This window comes from Paenibacillus sp. CB74 (genome assembly GCF_055687625.1).
This window is the reverse complement of sequence record NZ_CM146009.1, coordinates 243,912-266,560: the sequence shown is the minus strand read 5'-3', so window position 1 is coordinate 266,560 and position 22,649 is coordinate 243,912. Positions and strand designations below refer to the sequence as shown.

General features: G+C 44.0%; 22 protein-coding genes. 8 read left to right on the top strand and 14 right to left on the bottom strand.

Features of this window, described 5'->3' with window-relative positions:
* Positions 1-13 precede the first annotated feature (13 nt).
* Positions 14-1,279 carry an ABC transporter substrate-binding protein gene (locus ACX9NY_RS01200; protein ID WP_339236598.1) on the bottom strand — a complete coding sequence of 422 codons (1,266 nt, stop codon included), beginning with the start codon at positions 1,277-1,279 and terminating at the stop codon, positions 14-16.
* A 180-nt stretch (positions 1,280-1,459) separates the two neighbouring features.
* A complete protein-coding gene (locus ACX9NY_RS01195) occupies positions 1,460-2,488 on the bottom strand; it encodes a LacI family DNA-binding transcriptional regulator (RefSeq protein WP_339256731.1) in 1,029 nt (342 codons plus the stop codon).
* Between the two features lie 288 nt (positions 2,489-2,776).
* Between ACX9NY_RS01195 and ACX9NY_RS01190 the strand changes: the two genes are divergently transcribed.
* A complete protein-coding gene (locus tag ACX9NY_RS01190) occupies positions 2,777-3,139 on the top strand; it encodes an iron-sulfur cluster biosynthesis family protein (protein ID WP_472476757.1) in 363 nt (120 codons plus the stop codon).
* A gap of 67 nt (positions 3,140-3,206) precedes the next feature.
* On the opposite strand, the gene ACX9NY_RS01185 is transcribed toward ACX9NY_RS01190, so the two are convergent.
* The 11 genes from ACX9NY_RS01185 to ACX9NY_RS01135 form a co-directional block, all read right to left on the bottom strand.
* Complete coding sequence (locus tag ACX9NY_RS01185; RefSeq protein ID WP_472476756.1) at positions 3,207-6,011, bottom strand: S-layer homology domain-containing protein; 2,805 nt, start codon at positions 6,009-6,011, stop codon at positions 3,207-3,209.
* Between the two features lie 587 nt (positions 6,012-6,598).
* Complete coding sequence (locus ACX9NY_RS01180; protein ID WP_472476755.1) at positions 6,599-7,042, bottom strand: hypothetical protein; 444 nt, start codon at positions 7,040-7,042, stop codon at positions 6,599-6,601.
* A gap of 95 nt (positions 7,043-7,137) precedes the next feature.
* Positions 7,138-7,455 carry an NUDIX domain-containing protein gene (locus tag ACX9NY_RS01175; RefSeq protein ID WP_472476754.1) on the bottom strand — a complete coding sequence of 106 codons (318 nt, stop codon included), beginning with the start codon at positions 7,453-7,455 and terminating at the stop codon, positions 7,138-7,140.
* A gap of 609 nt (positions 7,456-8,064) precedes the next feature.
* Positions 8,065-8,466, bottom strand: a complete 402-nt coding sequence (gene arr / locus ACX9NY_RS01170) for an NAD(+)--rifampin ADP-ribosyltransferase (protein WP_339236610.1) — start codon at positions 8,464-8,466, stop codon at positions 8,065-8,067.
* A 55-nt stretch (positions 8,467-8,521) separates the two neighbouring features.
* Entirely contained in the window at positions 8,522-8,962 is a 441-nt protein-coding gene (locus ACX9NY_RS01165; protein ID WP_339256743.1) for a DUF2178 domain-containing protein, read from the bottom strand.
* The gene (locus tag ACX9NY_RS01160) at positions 8,963-9,169 is read right to left on the bottom strand and encodes a helix-turn-helix transcriptional regulator (protein WP_339236614.1); all 207 of its coding nucleotides are present in this window, start codon (positions 9,167-9,169) and stop codon (positions 8,963-8,965) included.
* A 192-nt stretch (positions 9,170-9,361) separates the two neighbouring features.
* Complete coding sequence (locus ACX9NY_RS01155) at positions 9,362-10,078, bottom strand: class I SAM-dependent methyltransferase (RefSeq protein ID WP_472476753.1); 717 nt, start codon at positions 10,076-10,078, stop codon at positions 9,362-9,364.
* A gap of 105 nt (positions 10,079-10,183) precedes the next feature.
* Entirely contained in the window at positions 10,184-10,669 is a 486-nt protein-coding gene (locus tag ACX9NY_RS01150; protein ID WP_472476752.1) for a hypothetical protein, read from the bottom strand.
* 250 nt (positions 10,670-10,919) lie between these two features.
* The gene (locus tag ACX9NY_RS01145) at positions 10,920-11,564 is read right to left on the bottom strand and encodes a hypothetical protein (protein ID WP_472476751.1); all 645 of its coding nucleotides are present in this window, start codon (positions 11,562-11,564) and stop codon (positions 10,920-10,922) included.
* 127 nt (positions 11,565-11,691) lie between these two features.
* Entirely contained in the window at positions 11,692-12,030 is a 339-nt protein-coding gene (locus tag ACX9NY_RS01140) for a hypothetical protein (protein ID WP_472476750.1), read from the bottom strand.
* A gap of 102 nt (positions 12,031-12,132) precedes the next feature.
* The gene (locus tag ACX9NY_RS01135) at positions 12,133-12,609 is read right to left on the bottom strand and encodes a hypothetical protein (RefSeq protein ID WP_091013459.1); all 477 of its coding nucleotides are present in this window, start codon (positions 12,607-12,609) and stop codon (positions 12,133-12,135) included.
* Positions 12,610-12,976: 367 nt separating this feature from the next.
* On the opposite strand from ACX9NY_RS01135, the gene ACX9NY_RS01130 reads away from it, so the two are divergent.
* From ACX9NY_RS01130 to ACX9NY_RS01105, 6 genes are all read left to right on the top strand, one after another.
* On the top strand, positions 12,977-14,656 hold the full coding sequence (locus ACX9NY_RS01130; RefSeq protein WP_472476749.1) for a PucR family transcriptional regulator: 1,680 nt from the start codon (positions 12,977-12,979) through the stop codon (positions 14,654-14,656).
* Positions 14,657-14,887: 231 nt separating this feature from the next.
* Positions 14,888-15,664 (top strand): ABC transporter ATP-binding protein, encoded by a 777-nt coding sequence (locus tag ACX9NY_RS01125; RefSeq protein ID WP_339236628.1) that lies wholly within the window; start codon positions 14,888-14,890, stop codon positions 15,662-15,664.
* On the top strand, positions 15,664-16,530 hold the full coding sequence (locus tag ACX9NY_RS01120; protein ID WP_339236631.1) for an ABC transporter permease: 867 nt from the start codon (positions 15,664-15,666) through the stop codon (positions 16,528-16,530). Before ACX9NY_RS01125 ends, ACX9NY_RS01120 begins: the two co-directional genes overlap by 1 nt.
* A gap of 53 nt (positions 16,531-16,583) precedes the next feature.
* A complete protein-coding gene (locus ACX9NY_RS01115) occupies positions 16,584-17,612 on the top strand; it encodes an ABC transporter substrate-binding protein (RefSeq protein ID WP_472476748.1) in 1,029 nt (342 codons plus the stop codon).
* Between the two features lie 193 nt (positions 17,613-17,805).
* Complete coding sequence (locus ACX9NY_RS01110) at positions 17,806-19,182, top strand: amidase (RefSeq protein WP_472476747.1); 1,377 nt, start codon at positions 17,806-17,808, stop codon at positions 19,180-19,182.
* A 19-nt stretch (positions 19,183-19,201) separates the two neighbouring features.
* Complete coding sequence (locus tag ACX9NY_RS01105) at positions 19,202-19,588, top strand: RidA family protein (RefSeq protein WP_472476746.1); 387 nt, start codon at positions 19,202-19,204, stop codon at positions 19,586-19,588.
* Between the two features lie 182 nt (positions 19,589-19,770).
* On the opposite strand, the gene ACX9NY_RS01100 is transcribed toward ACX9NY_RS01105, so the two are convergent.
* On the bottom strand, positions 19,771-21,828 hold the full coding sequence (locus ACX9NY_RS01100) for a methyl-accepting chemotaxis protein (protein ID WP_472476745.1): 2,058 nt from the start codon (positions 21,826-21,828) through the stop codon (positions 19,771-19,773).
* 325 nt (positions 21,829-22,153) lie between these two features.
* Between ACX9NY_RS01100 and ACX9NY_RS01095 the strand changes: the two genes are divergently transcribed.
* A complete protein-coding gene (locus tag ACX9NY_RS01095) occupies positions 22,154-22,576 on the top strand; it encodes a hypothetical protein (protein WP_472476744.1) in 423 nt (140 codons plus the stop codon).
* The last annotated feature ends 73 nt before the right edge of the window (positions 22,577-22,649 follow it).

Sequence of the window (22,649 nt, the reverse complement as noted above, 5' to 3'; positions counted from 1 at the left end):
ATTTGAACAACCTCTATTTGTAGAGTCTTTCCAGTCCACTTTGGATTTCAGTAACGGTATCATCAAGTGAAGCTTTGTTGTTGAAGTACACACCCAGCTTGTCGTTAATCAGCTTCATCATTTCGTTCCATTGCGGATTGAACGGTTCTGCATAGATCGTTGATTCACTGAACGCAGCCATGTTGATTTTCTTGCCGCCATATTCAGCATTCAGGAATTCATCACTGGACAGACCGGCTTTGGTTGCGGGAGCATCCTGACCGGCTTTGACCATTGGCATCTGTGCTTCTGGTGTCGTCAGTGCTTCAATGACTTTGAATGCCTCTTCCTTGTGTTTGGAAGCGTTGGTAATCGTTAAACCGTTGAAGAATGCGTTCGTTTCGCCCCATACCGGTGAGATATCCCAGTTGATGCCTTCGACCTTAGCGAGTGAACCAATGTTCCAGAAACCGGTTGTTTCCATGGCGATCTTGCCTTGTGCAAACAGCGGATCGGCTCCGATATTCCCCATGTCGGCAATCTCAGTTGGCGTTGGTCCTGCACCGTGGGTGAAGGTCAGATCATTCATGAATTGCAGTGCTTTACGCACTGGCTCCGTATCGAAAGTTGGTTTGCCACTCTCATCAAACAACGAACCACCATTCTGGTAGATGAGCTGCATCCATTGTGGCCACCAGCTACCTGGATAGTAGCCCCACTGAACTGTTTTGCCATTCTCTTTCACCGTCAGCTTCTGAGCCGCTGCCATCAGATCGTCCTGCGTCCAATCTTTGGTTGGGTATTCCACCCCGGCTTTGTCAAACAGATCTTTGTTATAAAAGAGGACCATCGCGCCTGCACGATCCGGCAAACCGAATTGCTTGCCATCATACTTCATCAGGTTCGCAATATCATCGGAATAACGCTCTGACATGTTCACATTGTTCGCCTTGATCATGTCATCCAGCGGTATAATCTGATTCTTGGAGGCGTAGGCCTGATAGTTCTCGGCAATCATCATAATGTCAGGTGCCGTTCCTCCGGCGATCATGGTCTGTACCTTCTGGTCATAATCTCCTGCAACCACGTTGAGTTTCACATTAATATCGGGATACGTCTGCTTCACAATATCGAGTCGTTCCTGATAAATTTTCTTCTCATCCTCCGAACCCCAGATCGTCATACTCAAATCTACCTTGCCACCGGACTCGCCGGAGGAACCACTTTTACTGCTACAGGCTGTCAGACCCATTACCATGACCAACATCAATAACGAAATGACCTTTAGACTTCTTCTCATACGTTACGCCCCCTTGAACTAATGAATGGATGACCACACTGAAACCCGTTTCATGAAATGGGTTTCATTAAGCTGAAACATAAAACCCGTTCCACTTTATGAAAGGGGTTTCATTCACGCACTCATTATATTTCACCCTTCGAGGAAATGTCAACGCTTTCTTTTCCAATTACAGGCCCTTTATCTTGCAGCAGGTCCTGTACTTTGACGCACTATTAGCTCCGGTCGCAGAATAATCTGCTTCTTCGGTTTGCCTTGGTTAATCAGCTCATGCAGCACGTCCACAGCCTGTTTGCCAAGCTGATATGTGTTCTGGGATACGGTCGTCAGTTCCGGTATAACCGCACTGGCGAGAGGTGTATCATCAAAACCCACAATGGATATATCCTTCGGAATGGAGAGCCCGTGCTCAATCGTCGACTTGATCGCACCAATGGCTGTGTTGTCATTCACACATATGACTGCAGTTGGCGGATTGTCTCGATCCAGCAGTTTGGACATTTCCCTTTTGCCATCGTCGATGGAGAAACTTCCGAGCAGCTGCCGTTCTTTCGGTATTTCGAGCCCATGCTCCCGAAGTTTCTTCTGCACCGCTCTGACCTTGACCATGGTGGTGGATAACTCTTTCAGCCCGCCGACAAAGGCGATATCACGATGCCCCAGTTCAAGCAAATGCTCAGCTGCAAGGGCCGCCCCTGCTCCTTCATCGGTATACACCCGGTGGAACCCGCCTTTGGCAATATTGCCATTGACCAGCACGATCGGCATGCGTTTGCCCATATCAATCAATTCCTGCGCCATGTCATCCGGACAGACTTGCATGTTGATTCGCCCGCCGAGAAAAATAATCCCGTCTACCCGCTTTTCTCGCAAGATGGACAAATATTCAGATTCCCTGTTGTAGTCGCCTGCGGTATTGCAGAGAAAGAACGTGTACCCTAACCCGCGAGCTTCATTCTCCGCGCCCCAGAAGACTTCCGGGAAAAAGGGATTCGTAATGTCCGGCAGGATGATGGCGATGGTACCCGTCTCTTTCTTGATCAGACTGCGCGCTTGCGCATTGGGCTGAAACTGGTGTTTTTCGATGATGGACATAATCTTCTCTCGGGTGCTTGCACGCACAGGTGCCGTATCATTCAGCACTCGGGAGACTGTCGCTACAGATACGTTTGCTTCCTTGGCGATGTCGTATATGGTGATCGGTGTCATAGCGGAACCTTCCTTTTTCTCTAATTTTCCCTATTTTCCCTGCTTATCATACCAGATAAGGAATGGCGATGAAATGGGTTCCATTGAGGGGCGAATGATTTTATACTGGACCATTAGCAGTTCGGGATATGACATTATGTGTGAGTTGTTGAATGCGTTACGCTTTAGCGTCATTATTTTTACAGGACATGTTTGCTTTTCTTTAATTCACCTTCTAATCTGCTTTTATGGCCCATATATTAAAATGTAAGCGAATTCAATGGGGATTAGAGGAGTGTGAACGACGTCATGATCATTCAAGTCAGTCCGCTGGCAGAAGCAAGACTTACTGAAAGGCTGGGAGATCGACCAGGCTATTTCAAATTGTTTTATGATACCGATGGATGCGGTTGTGACGGAATTGCGGTACTTCTGATCTTAAACGAACCGGATAGCGATGATGTTACTGTTGAAGCGGGTTCGCTTCCATTTGTCATCAACAAACAGCAGCAGATTTACTTCGAACCCTGTCTGCGTCTGCAATCCGAGCATAGTTTCCCTTCGTTCCGACTGAGCAGTGATTCCATGATCTACGGCAGCAACGTCAAAGTCCATGATTTACGAGATACCGCAGACGTAACCCCTCAACCCACTGGATGGTTTGTACGATAAACGTTGAATTAGCGCTATAATCAAAACCTCCCAATCCCATATACTCCGTGGGACGGGAGGTTTTTTATTAGTTCATGATTCTAATCAAATTATAGATCATTTGTGCCGCTTCTTCTCGGCTCAAGGAACGTTTCGGCATGAATTTGTTACCAGGGTACCCGCTCATCACAGACTCTTGGGTCACAAGTTCTACACTCTCCTTGGCCCAATTTGCAATGTCCGCTTGATCTTTGTATAGAGCAGCAGTCGATAGTGATGACCCATTTTTCAACAACACGTTTGAAAGCATGCTGGCTGCTTGCTCTCTTGAAATAGCCTCATTCGGGCGATAGGTATTGTCATTGAACCCTTTAGTTATCTTATGTTCAATGGCCGAATTAAGCTCTGATACATACCAAGCTTCTGGTTCGATATCTTTAAACGTTCCAGCATAAGGTGATGATGATGTGTACCCCATAGCACGATTTAAAATGATTGCAAATTCAGCTCTAGTTACTTGCTTCTTGAGCCCAAAAGTTCCGTCGGCGTATCCTTTAACAATTCCTTTTGAAGCTAGAGAAAGAATTGCTTCCTTTGCATAACTGCCATCTATATCAGAATAGGTTTTAGATTCTGTTTCTTCTTCAACTTCATTTTCACCTTTGGGTCCTGGAACTGTTCCATCAACTTCTGCTCCTCCATTGATGGAGGTATCACTTGATGTACTCCCCCCGGACGATGGGTTCGAAACCGTTCCACCAGTTCCTGGTGTCGGAGTAGTTGGCGCGGTGCCACCGCCATTACCAGTACCTGGGTTGGTTGGTGTTGTACCGCCGCCAGTACCCGGATCAACAATCGTTCCAGGAACAGTCGCCCCACCACCATCAGCCGGTGCGATGACAGAGATTTCTTCTTTAGCTACAACTGTTTCTGTTCCATCAGCATTCTTCACAACAGCAACGATATCATAGTTGTATGACTTTTCAGGATATATGCCTGTCTCGCTGAAATTAAGTTTTCCATTGACTGGGAAAACAACTCCATCGTCATGACTTTCGCCAGTAGCGGAGTTAAAAAATGTTTTGTGATAGGTCCCATCACCTAGTGGTGTGTACGTGGTTTGTGGATTTCGCTCCACATATGTTACAGCCCCCTCGATGGCATTAAAGTTAAAAGTAATCGTTCCTTCCATCGGTTGCGAAGGCGTGATGACAATAGGCTGCGGTGCTGCTGGAGTGGTTACTTCGATGACGTTGGATTCTAATGTGCCATCATCATTTCCAGCAACTACTTTATAGGTGTGGCTTTCTTTCGGACCCACATTCCCCACTGTCATTGAGTTTATTGAACCGGTCCATACTTTGTTTGTGTCATCTTGAAATACATCGTAATACGTCGCGCCTGTAACGGTAGCCCAACTCAATCCAACCTGATCGTGATAGACTCTGTTCGCTTTCAGATCCAGATCACCACTCGGTGCTTGACCTTGCACTGGCTCATTCGGAATGGTAACGACCTTTATCGCAACTTTACCTTTAACACCCTTTCTAAGAGCAGCGACTCTGTAGGTGTAAGTTGAGCCAGACCAGATGTCTTCAAGATCCTCTGTCCACCATGTACCCATCGGAATAACAATTGTCATCCCGTCACGAGAGATCTCATATTCATCCGCTCCATCAACAGCGTCCCATTCCACACGAATTTTATTATATTGTAATTCCGTCACTCGAAAGTTTTCAGGATACGGAAGTTGAGGTGTGACCAATGTTTTTACACTTGTATAAGCAGGTAAACCAGAGGTAAAGTAATCCATTGCTAAAACAGAGTAATTATAGGTTTCACCTTCATTTAAACCCGTATCTACGAATGTAGTTAGAGGACCTTCATAAATGATTAATTTTCCACGCGTGACCTTGTATACGTCTGCTTTTTCAACAGCATCCCAAGATAGATTAACTGAAGTTGATTTAGGAATGGCTACAAAATTATTCGGTTCTGGTAATTTCTTTGTTACCCCCATAATCCTGCCTTGCTCTCCCTCTATAGTTACACTTGATGGGGATCTCTTTAACCCGTACACATAAAGGGAATAAGGGTGATCCGGGTCCAAACCAGTTATCGTGTAGGTTGTGTTCGGTCCTTCATACAGGAAGGTATTGTTTTTAATTACTCTGTATGTATTCGCACCATCAACAGGGTCCCATGAAAGTGTGATTGTATTCCAAGTTGACTCCACCTTCAACCCTTTGGGAGCGGGTAGTTTGTCTGGATCTTTTGTTGTTACAGTATCATGTTGTTTACCACTAGTTCCATGCTCATTTTCAGACCATATATCTACAACATAACTCTTTTTTGGTATTAATCCTGTAAGGGTGTATGATAGATCAGTTCCACGATAAACTTCGCTTCTGTCTACGAGAACTACGTAACTGGTTGCTCTTTCAGCAGCTTCCCAGCTTACAGTAAGGGAAGTTTCATCTGTAGTGACATTAAACTTTGGAGCTTCAGGTGTTAACTTCTCTTTAGTTTTCGCAATCACTATTGATTTTTCACTTGCTGTACCGGCATGATCGATGGCCCAAACTGCAATTTCATAGGAATTATTCGGAGGCATATATGTAATGAAGCTGGTTTCTTGACCTTCATAAACACGGTTTCCGTCTATGGTCATAATATATTGTTCCGCCCCTTCTACTGCATCCCAGGTGGCATTGATCTCATGATCTGTTGTTGCTACTTGTAAGTTAGCTGGGCTCGATAACAGCACCCCTTCAGAAGTGACAGTATTCGTGTCCGCAGCGCTAACCTTCCCTTCCCCGAATGGTACACTTGCTACTAACATGCTTGCTGATAAAACTAATGGTAATAACTTACTGAATTTCGCTTTCCTCATAGTGCTGGTATCCCCTTTTTTCTATTTTCGCATTTATGGTTTTGCGTAAACCTAAAAACTTCTAGTTAGAAGTTCACATAAAGCAGGAATCCAGTTTCTCCCTTTATGTCAATCTCTAAAATCCTAATTAACAAATAAGGATATATAAATCGTTATTTACGTTAATAAATCTAAAAGATAACGATATCCGACCCCAGTTACCGGTGCAATCCTTAAACACATAAACTTACTTCGTTTCCGTTGTTTCTTTGGTCACTCTGGCCAAAAATGATTCAAATTCTACACGTGTATTGAAATACCTCAGCTATGTATGTTTGAAATTAACTTTGATTATGAAATTCATATCGCAATTTTCTATTATGCATTGATCTACAGATCCTAAATACCCATCAAACTTGTAAATAATAAGAACATTCTACCACTTCACAATCTAAAAAAATAGGTATATTAACCCATTTATATTATAACTCTTCATTCAGTCATTAATTTTTGTCGTTTAAGATTCATCCTGGCTCCAAACATGCAGATCATAAGCATGATATCCCCAAAACCAAAACACGTTGATGATTCGTCTGAAATAAAGCCGATTACTTCACAAGAATTTCAATTGGATTCATGCTCAAAGAGATATCCCCGGTCATATCCACATAGAGATTTTGTTTCCCTTTTTTGCTCACCATGAATTCATCTTCGACCTCAATCACTTGACCTGTCTTAAACTCAGTATAGTACCCCACATCCGCATAGCTGCGTTCCTCCTCACTACCGGAAAAGAAAAAACGAATGATTGGTTTTCCATGGGTAACTTCAACGGGTTTGATACCTGTATATTCTAAAGTCCCTTTTACTTTCATTGTCTCACCCGTGCCTATAACAGTTGGTGTTGTGACTTCGAGAACAAAATCAGATGCGACTACACGTTTAGTAACTGTATCTTCAAGTTTCTCTGTTGATGAACAACCGGATAACATCATGAATACCACTGAGACCAACATTAAGATGCTATTACTCATTTTATTAATAGTAATCACCCCTCTCATACTCTAACGAATGATATATGGAGAGGGTTGCTCAATACGTTCATTGATTTCCCTGCAATATTGCTTACTCTTAGTTCAATCATGTATCACACGAATTCGATTAATTTCCTATCTATTTCTGCGATATCACCAATCTCGGATGTGCCATCCCAAAGAATTATTGAAGAAGCTTCATCGTTTTCAACAAAATCATCAAGTCGGCACAGTTCACCCATGAACAGAGCTCCATACTCTGTCCTTTCCGGTCCATGAAAACTTGGCTGGAGTCTAAACTTCATTAGCCCTTTGAACTCAGCTGTATCCAGAATTTGATTGGTTTCCTCATACAATTCTCTAATTACACATAGCTCCGCATGCTCTCCAGCTTCAATAATCCCCCTGGAAGTTCCCAGTTTTTTCTCCACTTATTATGCATGAATAGATACTTTCCTTGGCACTTTACCACAATTAGAGCATGTGTTAGTGGAGCATCCAGTTTACTTGTAATGACCTTATCGTACTCGATACGAAAAAATTCCAAAAAAATGTTACCTCTTGAATCTGTCATGATTGCCATTTACATTCCTCCATTTCTTGTGAACAAAAATAAAAAAACGCGCTAGACCTAAGTCCTGCGCGTTCATAACACAGGATGGGAAGCGCGAATAGCGTTAGACCATTCTCTTAATCATCGATATATGGGAATAATACCCACTATTACACTTTAGAGTCAAGTATATAATTTTGCTCATGTACCTATATCGTAACTCTTGGATAATCACATCGTTTAGCGAAAATTCAAAAAAAGCGACTTTCGATAAACCTAGGCTTAACAACATCCCGGTTCAAAGTTACAGGTACTTGTCTCATAAACGGGATGAATTACTAGAATACGTTTTTTTCATGTAACCCTTTAGCTACCTACTCGGAGCTACTTTTTTTGTGTTACTTAGCTATCGTTTCCCGTTAGTTCAATGCCGGACATCAGCATATATAGTACTTAATAGAAGTCTACCGATCATTCAATAGTTAGACTAATTTAGAATCTCACCTTTGTCTATTTTCGCCAGGCGTTTATGCCAAACTGCGAGTTGTTCAGGCGTTTGTCGCACCCAATCTTTCACTTCGCCAACAACTTTTAGTGGGGCTTTGCTGCGATATGATCGCGTCGGATTACCTGGGAATTTCTTATCCGTCACATTTGGGTCATTCTCCCATTCCCCTGTTGGTTCAACAAGATACACGCGCGGTTCACCACCGCCTTTTGCCAACTCCGCAGCTAACCCAGCCCCATCACGCAAAGCTGTAAAATAAATGTGATTCATCACAACATCCGGATTGTAATTTGAGCGAAAGCCAGCTGTGAGCAAGTCACCAATCTGCAAATCTGCTCGTGTCCCATGATAAAAAGGACCTTTGTCAAGAATTTCAGCCATCTCGCCACCACCCCCAAATTTAGTAAAATACTCTATTTTATCACGAACCTACCTCTTAGATTTTTCTCGTGTAATACATCCATAGTGCCAAAAATACGATTAAAACAAATAATAAACAAGTTAGTAAGGTGTAAAATACCATGGGATTAAAGAAACCGGCAATCATGGAGGCTATGCCCAGACTAATAAGAATAATTGCTACGCTAAGTGTGCCTGCATTCTGGAGTATTGTAACACTCCGCTCGTCATTCTCCTCAATAAACTGCTTCTTCAGCTCGGCTTCATTTTTGCTGGCTTTTATATACCTGACGAGAAAATAAGTGACGGCCACTTCAACCCCGATAAAAGCTCCTGTATGAAATCCCTTTATAAAACTAGGCAGAGCGGGCAGTCCACCTCTGTAAAATATAAGTCCTACATAGATCAATATCGTAGCAGCAGCTACCAGTGACAGTGCGTTTTTGCGAGTTTCTACTTTAATCTTGAACTTGTCCACTTATATCTCCTCCACTTCGCTGAAATCAAAAACTTCTTCAATAGCGAGTCCAAAAAAATTAGAAATTTTGTAAGCAAGAATGAGGGAAGCCGTATATTTTCCCCTTTCTAGAGAAGTGATGGTTTGCCGGGTAACACCTACAATTTGTCCCAACTCTTCCTGTGACAGTTTATGCTGCTTACGCAGTTCTGCAATTCTTGTCTTCATGTAATCACGTCCTTGCAATGTTTACTTTGCATTTTTAGCATAGTTAACTTTGCATTTTGTGTCAAGTTAACTTTGCATTCCATATGAATTAACCCGCCCTTTATTTGAAAAAAATAAAAATAAACAGCTGATCACATGGATCAGCTGCTTTCTGACATTTAAGGAGTGCTAATATGTTGTATTCTAATGTCTCTATTTTACACAGTGAAAAATAAAGGATCGACTTTTAGAATTTGCGTGTTTAAATTCCCAATCGCCATATGTTTCAATTTTCGAAAACCCTGTTTGTTTCAGCGACTCTTCCAATTCTTCTTGATTTCGAAATCTGATCTGCATTTTTTCATGAACTAGGACTTCGTCTGTTTTTGTATTTTTCACAGTTTCATAAAAAGTATAGATATCTCCCTCAAACCCTTCATATTCTGTAGAGATTTCAAGAGGGTCTCCACTTCGCATATCTTTAGCTAAGTCCGGCGTCCCGTCCTTCTCCCACTCTTCCCACACTTTAACCAAAGGGTTTCTAATATCAAAAATAAAGTGGCCGCCAACTTTTAGGGATCGAAATACGTCTGAGATTACTTTCTTCCAACTATCATCAGTTAGAAATACCTGTGCCACATTGGCAGTCATAATAACCGCGTCATTGGTATTGGTTTGTAAATTTGAACTATCTCCTACAATCCAATTCACTTTGCCTGCATTATCTTTAATTCTCGCTACTTCAATTGCTTCTTCATGGGGATCAATAGCTGTAATTTTATAACCGTACTGAACAAGATGAGTCGTCCATCTTCCTGTTCCGCAGCCTAAGTCAACGATAGACTCTACTTTTAATTTATTTAATAAGGCAAGGAAAAACTCGTCGTCTTTTCCCCAATGGTTAATCTGGTCATATACTAATGGAATCATAGATGTTGTTCCCACTTTCTGTAGCATTTTTACTAGTTCATCAGATAAGAAAGGGTTTAGTCAATTAGTGTCCAAGCAATTCTTAATTGATTTATGTATTACCTTTCAACTTCGTTCGGATGATCCCCATACTTCCCCATCAACACGATAACCGCCACCATTCCATTGAAGCAAGTAGCCTCCAGTACTCATTCCCTGTGTGAAACCTTCTTTAACATTTATCCACTCTAAAGATTCCCCGGGAGCAATCGTTCTAGCGAAATACACTTTACTTGTATCAAAGTGCGTCAAACTAACATTGACTTCATGGCTACTATTGTTCTTCATAAGCAGTTTTATATGCACAAATTCCGGATTAATGGAAAAGGGTTGCTGCACCGTAGCGCCTCCAGAAGCAATAAAGTGGGAGGGTTTGCTCTCTTGTTCGCTTAAAGAATTAGAAAGGGTTGCACTTTGGGACTGACTTGATAACACACTAGATGTTTGAGTATCTAAATTCTCTTGAGTTGGACTTGTTGAATCACAGGCAGTTAGGGCCACTGTTGTTAAGGCTAATGTTACAACAATATAAAATAGTCTCTTTTTCTTCAATACTTCATCCCTCATATTCTTTTATTTAGTTATTCTTGAACCTGTAAAAAATCACTTGTGACTAACAACGCTATTAATTAGTCAAAAAGTTACACTTGTAATTCGCAAGATGACATTGAGTTAACCTGCCCGTCACCTGAACAAAAGCAGCCGATTAGGTTAATCGGCTGTTTTCTGTGGTTTATTGAGCTATCGTATTCCCTTAGTGTAACAAATGACGACTGGGACTGATATCATTAACAATTCAGTATCATTTGAAACCGAAATGCCTTTCAACTTCTAATAACATCTGCTCTTTATTGGACTGAGATGTTCTTATAAACCATTTTAATTGATACTGCTCTGCTTGTTGCAGATAATGATTCGATGCTCTAACCACTGTGTTTAATGTTTCGTCCCGTGCACGTTGTGGATCTGATAAATTAGGAAACAAACCCTCCATGCCCCTCAGATGATCTCGATCTAAATAATCCGCACGAATGAGGTCATCTTCTGCAAACATATAAATAACTCGGTTGGGGTCAGCAATCTCCCTTAGATAAGCAGGTTCCATAAAAGTATCTACTACGATTGGCTTCTCTTTCCCCATCTGTAACAAATCCAAGATGATAAATTCCACACTCTCGTCAAACACGGAATTTAACCAGTGACTTCTATCATTCCCTCGTCCTAAAAAGAACCATTCCCAATCAATAAAATGTCGTAATATGGCGGGATGATCCTGCGGATTAGCCTTTTTTTGATAATCAAACGTGTGGTCATCTGAAGAATAATAATTCATATTCCATTTTGAAGAAAGCAAATTAGTCATCGTGCTTTTTCCGCCGCAAGGGCCTCCACATATCCAATAAACATGATCTAAATATTGTCTTAATAGTCGGTCTGAAATTTTCATAGTATGAACATCTCCTAGTATAAGATTATTTTCTTATAAGAGAGAATGTCTCTTGTCCTATTTGCACTAAATGTCCAAGTAGCTGGCATTTTTACACCGCCTTTCCTAACTTCCTTTTATGACAAATTTATTCCTCTGATTCGCTTTTCACAAAATAATTACCATGAGAAAAAATTTGTTTGGTATCGGCCGTTAAATGATCTAAGTTATCAACCGTCTCCTTCTCGGTAATGTAGGGATCTTTCTCGGTTACCCTTTCAAATGTTCCAAAAGAAGTCGTTATACCACTGACATTTTCTAAAGCTCTATTTATTTCCTCTTCTGATAATGTTACTGCTGGACCAAAATCTGGATAGTTTGGGTTATCCGCTGTAGCATCATCATAAAAATTACTCGCATAAATACTTAAAGCAGTCACTGCCGAAACAGTCATTATCGATGCCGTACTAACCAATAATTTTTTCATTGGATGTCACTCACTCCTCAATCGTTTCTATAGTATGCATTCATATATCCATTGCCTTCTAGTTCAAGTGGGCCTATGTTTGGTAGAAGACAGGTACAACAACTAATGATCTGTATACTGCATAGCGTGAATCGGTGTACCTTTCGTGACTTCACCTGTCCATGTATTGATTTCTAGTGGCTCTACTAAAACCTTCCATCCATTTCCGCTTTTGAAAATTTTATATGGGAGTGGCGGTGACTGTTCATAGTCTTGTCCTGCATACTTTTGAACGACATAAAGTTGAACTTCATCCGTATTGATTTGTTTGCTCTCCACAATCTCATACCCTGTAGTTGGATTGGTCTTCAAGTCCTTTACATATCCTTCTTCACGACTCTTCTCATCCAAATAATTTGTATCTTTAGCATAGAACATCATCCCCTCTACATCCTTAGCAATGTAAGCATCAAAGTACTCAGTTGCGGCTTCCATCGGAGTTTGGGCTATGACTCTTTCCGCAGTTGTAGTCGATGCAACTAAAATAGAACTAGCAACAACACTGGCAAGTAGAAGCGATACTAATCCTTTTCCTTTCATGGATCGAGAACTCCTTTTTAGTGATAGAATTGTTAATAGTTATCAAATTTTCTTTATATCTATTTAGTATAACGCATTGAATTATTGGAAAGTTTTTATATTTATGAGAAATTTGTTTGCATTGGATTTCCGAAAGCTATCGACATCATTCGATGATCACCGAATCAGGCAACTGCTGATCCTCCTTATCTTATATAACTTTACCTCACGCATTTTAATAGAAACACACCTAATCCACCTCAGCATTTTGTACAATCTGCTTAAAAAATCAATATCATTTAGCCTCTTTATCCAAACTTTTCTTTACGCCCACCTCACTTAATGTTAGATTTTATAACATATAATAACGAAAGCGAGTGGGTTGAAGATGGATCTGCAACAGTTATTGACTATCCCCATTCTATCCAAAGCAAAGGTAATTGCCGGACATCGCGGACTAGATCGTTTGGTGCAATCGATTAATATTATGGATGCCCCAGATATTGTACAATTCCTGAAACCCGGAGATATGCTGCTGACCAACGGTTATATTCTGAAAGACCGCCCCGATGCTCATCTTGGATTCATTACCGACATGCATGCGATTGGTTGTGCAGCGCTTGCGGTCAAGACACAGCGCTTCTCTCTTGAATTATCTCCGCAACTGCTTGAGACAGCCGACAGGCTGGGCTTCCCAATCATCGAGCTGTCGGAGATCGACAATACACTCGGTGAAATATTTCAACAATCGATTAGCGCCATCCTTCAGAACAAAACCCATGAGCTTCACTACGCCTTATCTATTCACAAACAATTTTCCACGATGATTATGCAAGGAAAAGGTATACCCAACATCGTAGATACGTTGTCTCAGTTACTCTCTTCACCCGTTCTTCTGCTTGGTTCCAAGAAACAGATTACGGCAAGCTCCCATTATGCACAACAGATGGATGACCAGTCTCTCGCAGGGCCCTTACTGTCATTTATAGATGAGCACCCTTCCTTCCATACCGCAATCTCGATCTGCCTGCTTACTGCTGATACATATCGACACGCCGAGCTTCATCCCATCTTCACGGATCGGCACGAGGGCTATTTGATCGCACGATACGATAGTTCCGCAAGTTCTAAACTCTCCACTCTGGCACTGGAGCAAGCCGTCAATGTAATCGGTCTGGAGTTAACCAAGAAGCAAGCGGTCAAAGAGCGTTCCCGTCGTTACAAAAATGAATATTTCTCCGATCTCATTCAAGGCTTCATTCGTTCGGAACAAGAAGCACTGCACCGCGGCAAGAAATACGGGCTGCAGGCAAAAGGAAGTTCCGTTCTCATCATCGCCAAGATGGATGAACCTTTACCGAACAATCCTAATCGCATTCTCACTCCCTCAGGAGAAGAGCGTTTCATCTCGGAACGAGATGCTAATTACGAGCTGATTAAGCAGGAGTTCACCAAACTGGATCTTTCTTTTGTCATGTTCACCAAGAACGACCAGTTTGGTATACTCGTCTTTTTGAACGAATCGTCTTGGGACGAACACACCGTTACTCAGCAACTTGAGCGAATCGCAAGCAATCTGTATACGGAGTCGCAGCTCAGCTTATCCTTCGGAATAGGCAATCCCTATACGAATGTATTGGATATCGGACTCTCCTATAAGGAAGCAGTCAAGGCGCTTCAATCCGGCTATCAGATGCGAAAGACCCGCTTCGCCCATTCCTATCAGACGATGGATATAAGTCGCCTGCTGCGTATGATTCCCCACGATGAAATGTTGCAGTTCCATCAAGAAACCTTTAAACCCTTCGAAGGCCGAGATCCAAACGAGCGCAGCGAACTTATGAAGACCTTATCCTCTTTCTATGAGAATCATTGCCAGATCGTCGATACAGCGAAAGAACTGTTTGTACATCGCAATACAGTGATCTATCGGTTGGAAAAATGCGAGAAACTAACCGGCCGAAACATCAAGGACCCGATGGAGAGCCTGCGCTTTCGACTTGCCTTTGCACTTGAGTCCCTTCTGAAGCTTAATCCACCTCCCAGTGAAGTTAATCATACGTCTTGAACCCAGAACGTGTCATATATAATGACACGTTCTTTTGTTTTTCTTTTCATATCCAATCTTCAATTGTTCATTTTAACTGATTTAATTGTATTTTTATGTTCAAAGTAACTAATGACAACAGAACCCACAGTCTATATGATTAGGAATATATTCATGAATGTCACGTTAATTAACATCAATTCACATCAAGAACCGAACAACCATCAGGCTGTAGGAAAGGGGCTACCTATCATGGCTATACAGATACAAGGCGTATCCAAGTCATTTGTCAGTGCAACCGGCGAAGATATTCAAGTACTCGCTGAGGTTTCGATGCAAATCAAGAAGCAGGAGTTCTTCAGTATCGTGGGACCGAGCGGATGTGGCAAGAGTACGATCTTCAATATTATCGCGGGTCTGCTTAAACCAACGAATGGCAAGGTTATCGTCTGTGGCGAAGAGATTGATCAGACCACCGGGCATGTCGGCTATATGATGCAAAAGGATCTGCTGCTGCCTTGGAGAAGCATCTTGGACAATGTCACGCTAGGTTTGGAAGTGAAGGGCATGTCCAAAAAAGATCGCGGCGATATTGCCATGGATTATCTGGATCGTTATGGCCTAGCTTCATTCGCAGAAGCCTATCCCTCCACACTATCAGGCGGTATGCGCCAACGTGTAGCCCTCATACGTACCCTCGTTACCCAGCCCGATATTATATTACTGGACGAACCCTTCTCCGCACTTGATTATCAGACCCGACTCATTCTGGAAGATGAGATCTTGTCTATCCTGAAATCCGAGGGCAAGACAGGCGTGCTTATCACGCATGACATTGAGGAAGCCATCGCCATCTCCGACCGCATTGCTGTCATGAGCAAACGACCAACGACCGTGAAGCAGGTGTATGAGATTGGTCTCGCCTCGCAATACGGTTCAGCACTGAAAGCCCGCTCCGACCAGAAGTTTAAACAGTATTTTGAATCGATCTGGGCAGAGCTTGATATCCAAATGGGGAGGATCAGCTAATGAAGAGCACATCACCTGAAATTACCCTTGCCGGAAAACCTGCTGGAGTTGTGAAGAGCAAACGCAGACAGTCCACCTTCTCCAAAGAATGGCTCATAACGATGCTGTGGCGGTTCATTATTGTAGCGGTCATCCTGGTGATCTGGGAATCCGCCGTTCGTCTGAAACTGGTTAACGGATTCCTCATGGGATCACCAAGCGCCATTCTTGATGCCGCCATCACGATGGCCAGCTCAGGGCAACTGCTTACAGACGCTTTTGCAACGGTGAATGCCACTGTTATCGGCTTCGTAGCAGGGAGCTTAATCGGCTCGTTGGCAGGATTACTCATGTGGTATTCCAAGTCCGTTGCCCGTGTGCTCGATCCGTTCATTGTAGCGATGAACGGTATTCCGAAGATCGCACTCGCCCCCATGATTATCATCTGGTTCGGTTCAGGCATCTTCTCCAAGATTGCTCTTGCCTCTGTCGCAACGTTTATCGTAGCGCTATTATCCGCCTACCAAGCGACGCATCAAATCGACGAATCCCAGATTAATCTGATGAAATCCTTCGGTGCAAAGAAATCACAGATTTTCCGCAAAATTATTGTTCCCTCCTCTCTGCCATGGATTATCTCAGCCTTCCGGATCAATATCGGTTTGGCATTGGTGTCTGTCGTAGGTGGAGAATTCATCTCTTCTGACAAAGGACTCGGACATATGGTGTTCGTCGAAGGTAACCTATTCAACCTTCCGGCTGTATGGGTTGGCGTGTTCATGCTTATGCTGGTCGCCATGCTACTCTACACCTGTGTCGGTTATATCGAATCCCGACTTCTTCCATGGAACGACAACAAGACCAGCAGCAAAACCACATCTGTCTAAACTGACCCGCAACGACTAACTTAACTACAACCATTAAAGGGGCCTGGTGACTAATGCGTACATTCAAAAAGATAGCTATTCTGGCAACGATGACGATGATATTGACCACACTGCTCAGCGCATGCGGAACCAATGCTACAACACCTGCGAGTAGCGGAGGTACATCCAGTAATGAGGGGCAAGATACTGCGAAGGTGGATAAAATCATGGTGTCCGAGGTGTATCACAATTTGCTCTACCTTGCGCTCTATGTAGCGAATAACCAAGGATTCTTAGAGGAGAATCGCATTGAGCTATCCTCCATCCGTGCTGCAGGAAGTGGACCAACAGCATTGTCATCGGTCATCTCAGGCGAGTCAGCGTTCTCCTTCCACGGTCCTGAGCATGTCGCATTCGCTAATGCCAAGGGTGGAGATGCTCGCTCATTGGTCCTTCTGTCCGGCAGTGCTCCTGTGTGGGCGGTTGCACGAGAAGGAGTAACGGTGGACACAACAGCGGATTTCAAAGGTAAAACCATTGTTGTAGGTTTGGCACCTACAAGCTCCAACAGCTTACTGCGGAAGCTTTTCGCCGACAATAACATCGATATCGACAAAGATGTGACGATCACCGAGGTTCAGAATGGCTCCGAACTTGGTGCTGTATTAGCCGGCAAAGCCGATATTGCTATCGTTTACGAACCCCAACTGGATCAAGGCGTTGCTGAGGGGCTGCACATTGTCCATGATTTCACGAAAGATTATCCTGACTTCGCCTTTGCAACGATGAATACAACCGCAAGCTTCATTGAGGAGAATCCTGATCTCACCCAGCGCTTCGTCACCTCTATCGAGCAAGCCCTGGACTATATTCAAACCAATCCTGATGGTGCCAAAGCAGTCGCTGTAAAAGAGTTCCCCAATCTGGACAAAGAAGTCGTGGAACAAGCCGTACAACGTATGATTGACAGCAAGGTATACCCTGCTGAGGGGCTCATCAACGAATCAGCTTTTAACACCGCAATCGATATGCAGCGCTTCATCGGCAATCTGAAGGAAGACCTCGCTTACGAGGACATTATCGATTCAAGCTTCACCAAATAGAGAGAGAAAGGGTGATTACTCTGAACCAAGACGACTATCTCACACACCGCCGCACGGAAAGTGCGAAATACGCAAACGGAGTTATTACTAGCGAGGAGCTTGCTCTATTTACAGCCGACTTGGAGCTGATTCGAGGTTTCAAGTTGTCAGAAGAAGTCGGCCCCAATGCGCCGCATAGGAGGGTGCCTCTGCGATGATTACGAAACCACTGAACGAGCTGACGATTATGGAAGCTGCAACATGGATTAAAAACAAGACGATATCTCCTGTTGAGCTTACAGAGTCCTATTTGACTCGCATTGAGCACGTAGAGCCTGCTGTGCAAGCCTTCGTTACGGTCACCGCCGAACAGGCTTTGCAGGCCGCAAGAGAGTCTGAGCGCAAGCTGATGAATGGCGAATATCTCGGCCCTCTGCATGGCATTCCCTACGGAGCGAAAGACATTATCCATACCGCTGGCATACGCACCTCGGCCGGATCTAGTACCTACCCTGACTTCATACCAGAGACGAATGCTACTGTCATTGATAAGTTGCAGGCTGCGGGCGCTATCCTGCTCGGCAAGACAACAACCACGGAATACGCCTTTCAGGGAGGAGAACCCCCAACACGCAACCCGTGGAATCTGGCGCACACCCCAGGCGGTTCCAGTTCAGGCTCTGCCGCTGCTGTAGCGGCTGGCATGGCCTCCTTCACACTCGGAACGCAGACCTTTGGATCTCTGCTCAGACCCGCAGCATACAACGGCTTAACCTGTATGAAGCCGACTTACGGCAGGGTTAGCCGTAACGGTGTCATCACAGCAAGTTGGAGCCTGGATCATATTGGCGCCTTCACTCGATCCGCACAAGATAACGCAATCGTTCTGGAAGCGATGGCCGGGCAGGATGAGATGGACTCCTTCACACTGCCTCACGGCAAGCCAGACTTAACAAGCGCTCTTGAGCATCCTGTTTCAGGAATGGTGATCGGCCTACCAAGCAACTTCTTCCAGACCGATGAACCGGCGATCTTGTTAGCGGTAGAGTCGGCACTCGCTGTACTTGAGAAGCTGGGCATGCAATGGAAGAAAGTTGATCTGCCTTCGTATATGGAAGAGACCATTGCTGCTCATCGTACGGTTATGCGGGCAGAAGCTGCTGCCTTCCATCAGGAACGCTTCGCGGAAGCCTCCGATCGCTACGGTCACACGATGCGGGAGCAACTTGAACTCGGCTTCCAAACGAGTGCTGTTGATTATTTGCAGGCACAGCGCATTCGAACGATATTCCGCAGCGAGATGATGATGCTTTTCGATGAAGTAGATGTGTTATTGACTCCATCAACGCCGTATGTGGCCCCCTATGGCTACAAGACCGGTAGTCCGATTTTCAACGGGCCTTTTACTAATACAGGACTACCTTCCATTACCGTTCCCATCGGATTTGATACTTCCTTAGGGAAGCAACTACCAATCGGCATGCAGCTTGCTGGTCCACTCATGCGAGAAGACCGCTTGTTGTGCATCGCCCATCAATATCAACAGGCTACAAACTGGCATCAGTTAACAACCAATATACACCCTCACTAAGAAAGGAATGATAACTTCTATGTCTACCATCATACATGCGAGTACAGCACCCAAGTTCCCACTTCCTTTCTCCCACGCTGTCCGTGCAGGAGATATGGTCTACGTTGCAGGTCAGGTAGGCGTTGATCTACAGACCCTTGAGCCTATCGGCGGTATTAAGGAGCAGACTGAGCAATGTATTCGTAATATTGAAGTGATCCTGCAAGAAGCCGGACTTACACTGGATCATATCGTGAAGGTAACGACTCATCTGGCACGAGTGGAGGATCAGCCCGCATACAACGAAGTCTATGCACGAATGATTAAGCAGCCCTATCCCGCCCGCATGACCGTATTCAGTGGGTTAGGCCCTTATTTAATTGAGATGGAAGTGCTAGCATATGCACCATCCGTTCGAGGAGAGTAGCGCATCACACACAAAAGCACCTGTACCCTACGATAGGTACAGATGCTCACATTGTCGGAGAAACCCAGTTCTCTTATGAGAAACGGGTTTCTTTCGTATTCATTTAACTGTGTAAACTGAAGAAATTCTACGCTGTGTCTCACAGACTAGCTATACTGCTTCTCACTACGCAGGCTACTATGCTACTTTATTTTAAAGCGGGATGATTCTTCGGCAAGTTGTTTGGTCAGTCCATCAATTCTCTGCACCATCTCTGCCAGATGTTCTGTCATACCGGACTGCTCCTGCATCGTCGCAGTGACTTCTTCCACAGACGCGGATACTTCTTCCCCGGAAGCGGACAGATTCTGTGCAGCTCCAATGACGTCATCCTTATCACGTTCAATGGATTGGATCTCCGTGGCAATGGCCTGGACCTGGCTCATCATCTCATTCATATTCTGGGTGACGAAATTGAATGTCTCCTTGGTCTGGCTTACACTGCTCTTATGCTGTTCCGCAATCTCCTCAATGGCCTGAACACTTCGGTTATTCTGTTCCACGTGATTAATGGTCTGCATGACAATTCGATTGATATCCTCCGATTGCGCTGTCGTCTGCTCTGCCAGCTTGCGAATCTCGGAAGCAACCACGGCGAAGCCACGCCCTTGCTCACCCGCTCTTGCAGCCTCAATGGAAGCATTCAGCGCAAGTAATTTCGTCTGATTCGCAATTTCGGTAATGGTACCTGTGATCTGGTGAATGCCCGAGGAGCTTTCAGCGAGTTGCACTGTAATTTTGGAGATGTTGCCAACTTCAATCTCGTTCTGTCCGTTCACCGCAATGAGCGCATCGATAACTTCATGATTATTTTTGAATGCATCCGTAATTTCATCTGCCTTGAGCATAACGGACTGCGACATCTCATTTACGTTCTCAATCTTGTTACCAACATTCATGAATTTGTCCACTATGGCTTCCGTATCGTTCGCCTGGGACTCCATAGCTCGTGAAATCTCAAATGCTGTTGTTGTTGTTTCAGCAATCGTGGTCGAGGTTTGCTGAGTGGAATTTTCTAGCTCCGTCGTACTTGTATTCAGGATGCCGATGGAATGGTTCATGCTGGAGATCAGCTGTTTGTTCCCTTCGGCCATCGTGTTAAAGCTGTCTGCCAGTTCTTTGAACTCTCCGGTATATTTGCCTTGTGCCTGAACAGTCAGGTCTCCGCCGGCCAACTGTTTGAACAACAGTGTAATTCGGCTAATCGGTCTGGTTACCAGTTGCGAGATCAGGATGCCTGCAATGATCGACACCACAATAGCACTGAACAGAACAATGTACATTTGATTCGCCATACCTGTCAGCGGCTTCTTCACATCTTCATACGTATCCTCCACAATGACAGTCCAATCAGACTTCGGAATTTTGGAGTAGAACACCACTTTTTCCTCCGTGCTCGCCTCCCCTTGTTGCAACTGCTCATTGGCAGGCAGATCAATCAGCGACTGATACTCAGAGGAATCCATCTTCTGACCAATCATTTTCTCATCTGCTGAATTAAAAATAACCAGACCTAAACGATCCAGTATAATAACTTTTCCTTCTTCGTTAATCTTGACGTTCTGTAACTGGTTGACGAAAAATGAGGTCGAGGCAGTCGTCGCAAGCACGCCTTTCACTTCCTTGTTATCACCGTAGATCGGCATTGCAAAGACGGTCCCCAGCGTTCCCAGAGATTCGGAGATCACACCTTCGCTGACATAGTTTTTCCCTTGAAGTGCCTGCTGAAAATACGTGCGTGTGGCACGTTCCCCGCCGACCACTTCGGGATTGTTTGCTGCAACCACAACGCCTTCCCGATCCAGGAGAATTAGAACGCTACTGCCCTCCATTCCTGTCAGGCTGTCTGCCAATATGCCATTGGCCTTGTTCACCAGTTCGCTATTTTCCGAAAAAAACGCGTCATCACTCTGTTCTGCTGTATCTCGAATCTCCAGCAAGTCTTGGAATGTCCGATGTGTTGTGATTAGAAACGTGGACTGCTCCTGCAGACTTAGTGAAGTAAATAAACCTGCTCCAATCCGTTCAGAAGTCGACTGGATCTCATCTTTGCTTTTGTCCAGTGTGATCTCCTCTGCCACTTTGTAACACAGTACTGCCGTCACGGCCAGTACGATGCAGACCAGAATACTGATCATCATTGGCAATTTGAACCGAAAAGACATGCTGGTCAAGCGTTGCCTCGCTTTTGCAAATAACATGAATACATTCACCATCCATCCTCATTCTTGTTGTGCCCCATATAATATGGGTTAACTTTATATCGGTTGTTATTAAATAAACGTCCAGTATAGAAAACGCTTTTAAAAATATTTTCCTTATTCTTTGGAAGCGGATAACTGTAGGTACAGGATCGGTGTTGACGATTGGAAAATGTAGACTTTGGGTTAATACAAAATATGACATCCCCATCATCGGTTAATGTATGAAATACATATCGTGAAAGAAAAGGACGATTCATTGAAGGGGAATAGGAATAGGAGTACAATCCATCATATGGGTTCGAAGTAGAAGAGGAGAAGTGATATGGTAAAAACAGCTTTACCCACACTTTTAAATGTCGTGCGCATTTTATTAAGTGTAAAATTGATCTACGTGATGGTGTCCTTTATTGTGTTCCTCATCGATTTTAACCAGAACATGGAGGCTTATCTTGCTTTCTCACGCAAAGGGGATAATCTGGCTTACGCCTCTGGCGTAATCGTAGGCAGAATGTTGTTTATGATTGGACCAAGCCTGCTCGCCGTTATATTCATCACCAAGAGAAAGTTCAAGCTCACCGTGACATTTCTAAGTTTGGCGCTGCTTGTTGCTATTCCCAATGAAAGTAACCTGTTTATCCTGATTCATCTCTTCGCCCTGCTCATCGTGCTCTTGCACCGTCCAAGCAAGTTGTATCTGAAACGGATGTATACTGGTGGGAATGATGAAACGGTTGAACAAGCTTAAAGTGCTCGCAAGATATGATCTGGAATATGCCGTTGAACGTACAATAGATGATGTTAAAATAAAAACAAGGACT

What these genes read in the sequence shown, in the direction of transcription:
- ACX9NY_RS01200 (WP_339236598.1), bottom strand. Translation starts at nt 1,279, where the DNA reads ATGAGAAGAAGTCTAAAGGTCATTTCGTTATTGATGTTGGTCATGGTA.
- ACX9NY_RS01195 (WP_339256731.1), bottom strand. Translation starts at nt 2,488, where the DNA reads ATGACACCGATCACCATATACGACATCGCCAAGGAAGCAAACGTATCT.
- ACX9NY_RS01190 (WP_472476757.1), top strand. Translation starts at nt 2,777, where the DNA reads ATGATCATTCAAGTCAGTCCGCTGGCAGAAGCAAGACTTACTGAAAGG.
- ACX9NY_RS01185 (WP_472476756.1), bottom strand. Translation starts at nt 6,011, where the DNA reads ATGAGGAAAGCGAAATTCAGTAAGTTATTACCATTAGTTTTATCAGCA.
- arr (WP_339236610.1), bottom strand. Translation starts at nt 8,466, where the DNA reads ATGGCTGAAATTCTTGACAAAGGTCCTTTTTATCATGGGACACGAGCA.
- ACX9NY_RS01160 (WP_339236614.1), bottom strand. Translation starts at nt 9,169, where the DNA reads ATGAAGACAAGAATTGCAGAACTGCGTAAGCAGCATAAACTGTCACAG.
- ACX9NY_RS01155 (WP_472476753.1), bottom strand. Translation starts at nt 10,078, where the DNA reads ATGATTCCATTAGTATATGACCAGATTAACCATTGGGGAAAAGACGAC.
- ACX9NY_RS01145 (WP_472476751.1), bottom strand. Translation starts at nt 11,564, where the DNA reads ATGAAAATTTCAGACCGACTATTAAGACAATATTTAGATCATGTTTAT.
- ACX9NY_RS01140 (WP_472476750.1), bottom strand. Translation starts at nt 12,030, where the DNA reads ATGAAAAAATTATTGGTTAGTACGGCATCGATAATGACTGTTTCGGCA.
- ACX9NY_RS01135 (WP_091013459.1), bottom strand. Translation starts at nt 12,609, where the DNA reads ATGAAAGGAAAAGGATTAGTATCGCTTCTACTTGCCAGTGTTGTTGCT.
- ACX9NY_RS01130 (WP_472476749.1), top strand. Translation starts at nt 12,977, where the DNA reads ATGGATCTGCAACAGTTATTGACTATCCCCATTCTATCCAAAGCAAAG.
- ACX9NY_RS01125 (WP_339236628.1), top strand. Translation starts at nt 14,888, where the DNA reads ATGGCTATACAGATACAAGGCGTATCCAAGTCATTTGTCAGTGCAACC.
- ACX9NY_RS01120 (WP_339236631.1), top strand. Translation starts at nt 15,664, where the DNA reads ATGAAGAGCACATCACCTGAAATTACCCTTGCCGGAAAACCTGCTGGA.
- ACX9NY_RS01115 (WP_472476748.1), top strand. Translation starts at nt 16,584, where the DNA reads ATGCGTACATTCAAAAAGATAGCTATTCTGGCAACGATGACGATGATA.
- ACX9NY_RS01110 (WP_472476747.1), top strand. Translation starts at nt 17,806, where the DNA reads ATGATTACGAAACCACTGAACGAGCTGACGATTATGGAAGCTGCAACA.
- ACX9NY_RS01105 (WP_472476746.1), top strand. Translation starts at nt 19,202, where the DNA reads ATGTCTACCATCATACATGCGAGTACAGCACCCAAGTTCCCACTTCCT.
- ACX9NY_RS01100 (WP_472476745.1), bottom strand. Translation starts at nt 21,828, where the DNA reads ATGTTATTTGCAAAAGCGAGGCAACGCTTGACCAGCATGTCTTTTCGG.
- ACX9NY_RS01095 (WP_472476744.1), top strand. Translation starts at nt 22,154, where the DNA reads ATGGTAAAAACAGCTTTACCCACACTTTTAAATGTCGTGCGCATTTTA.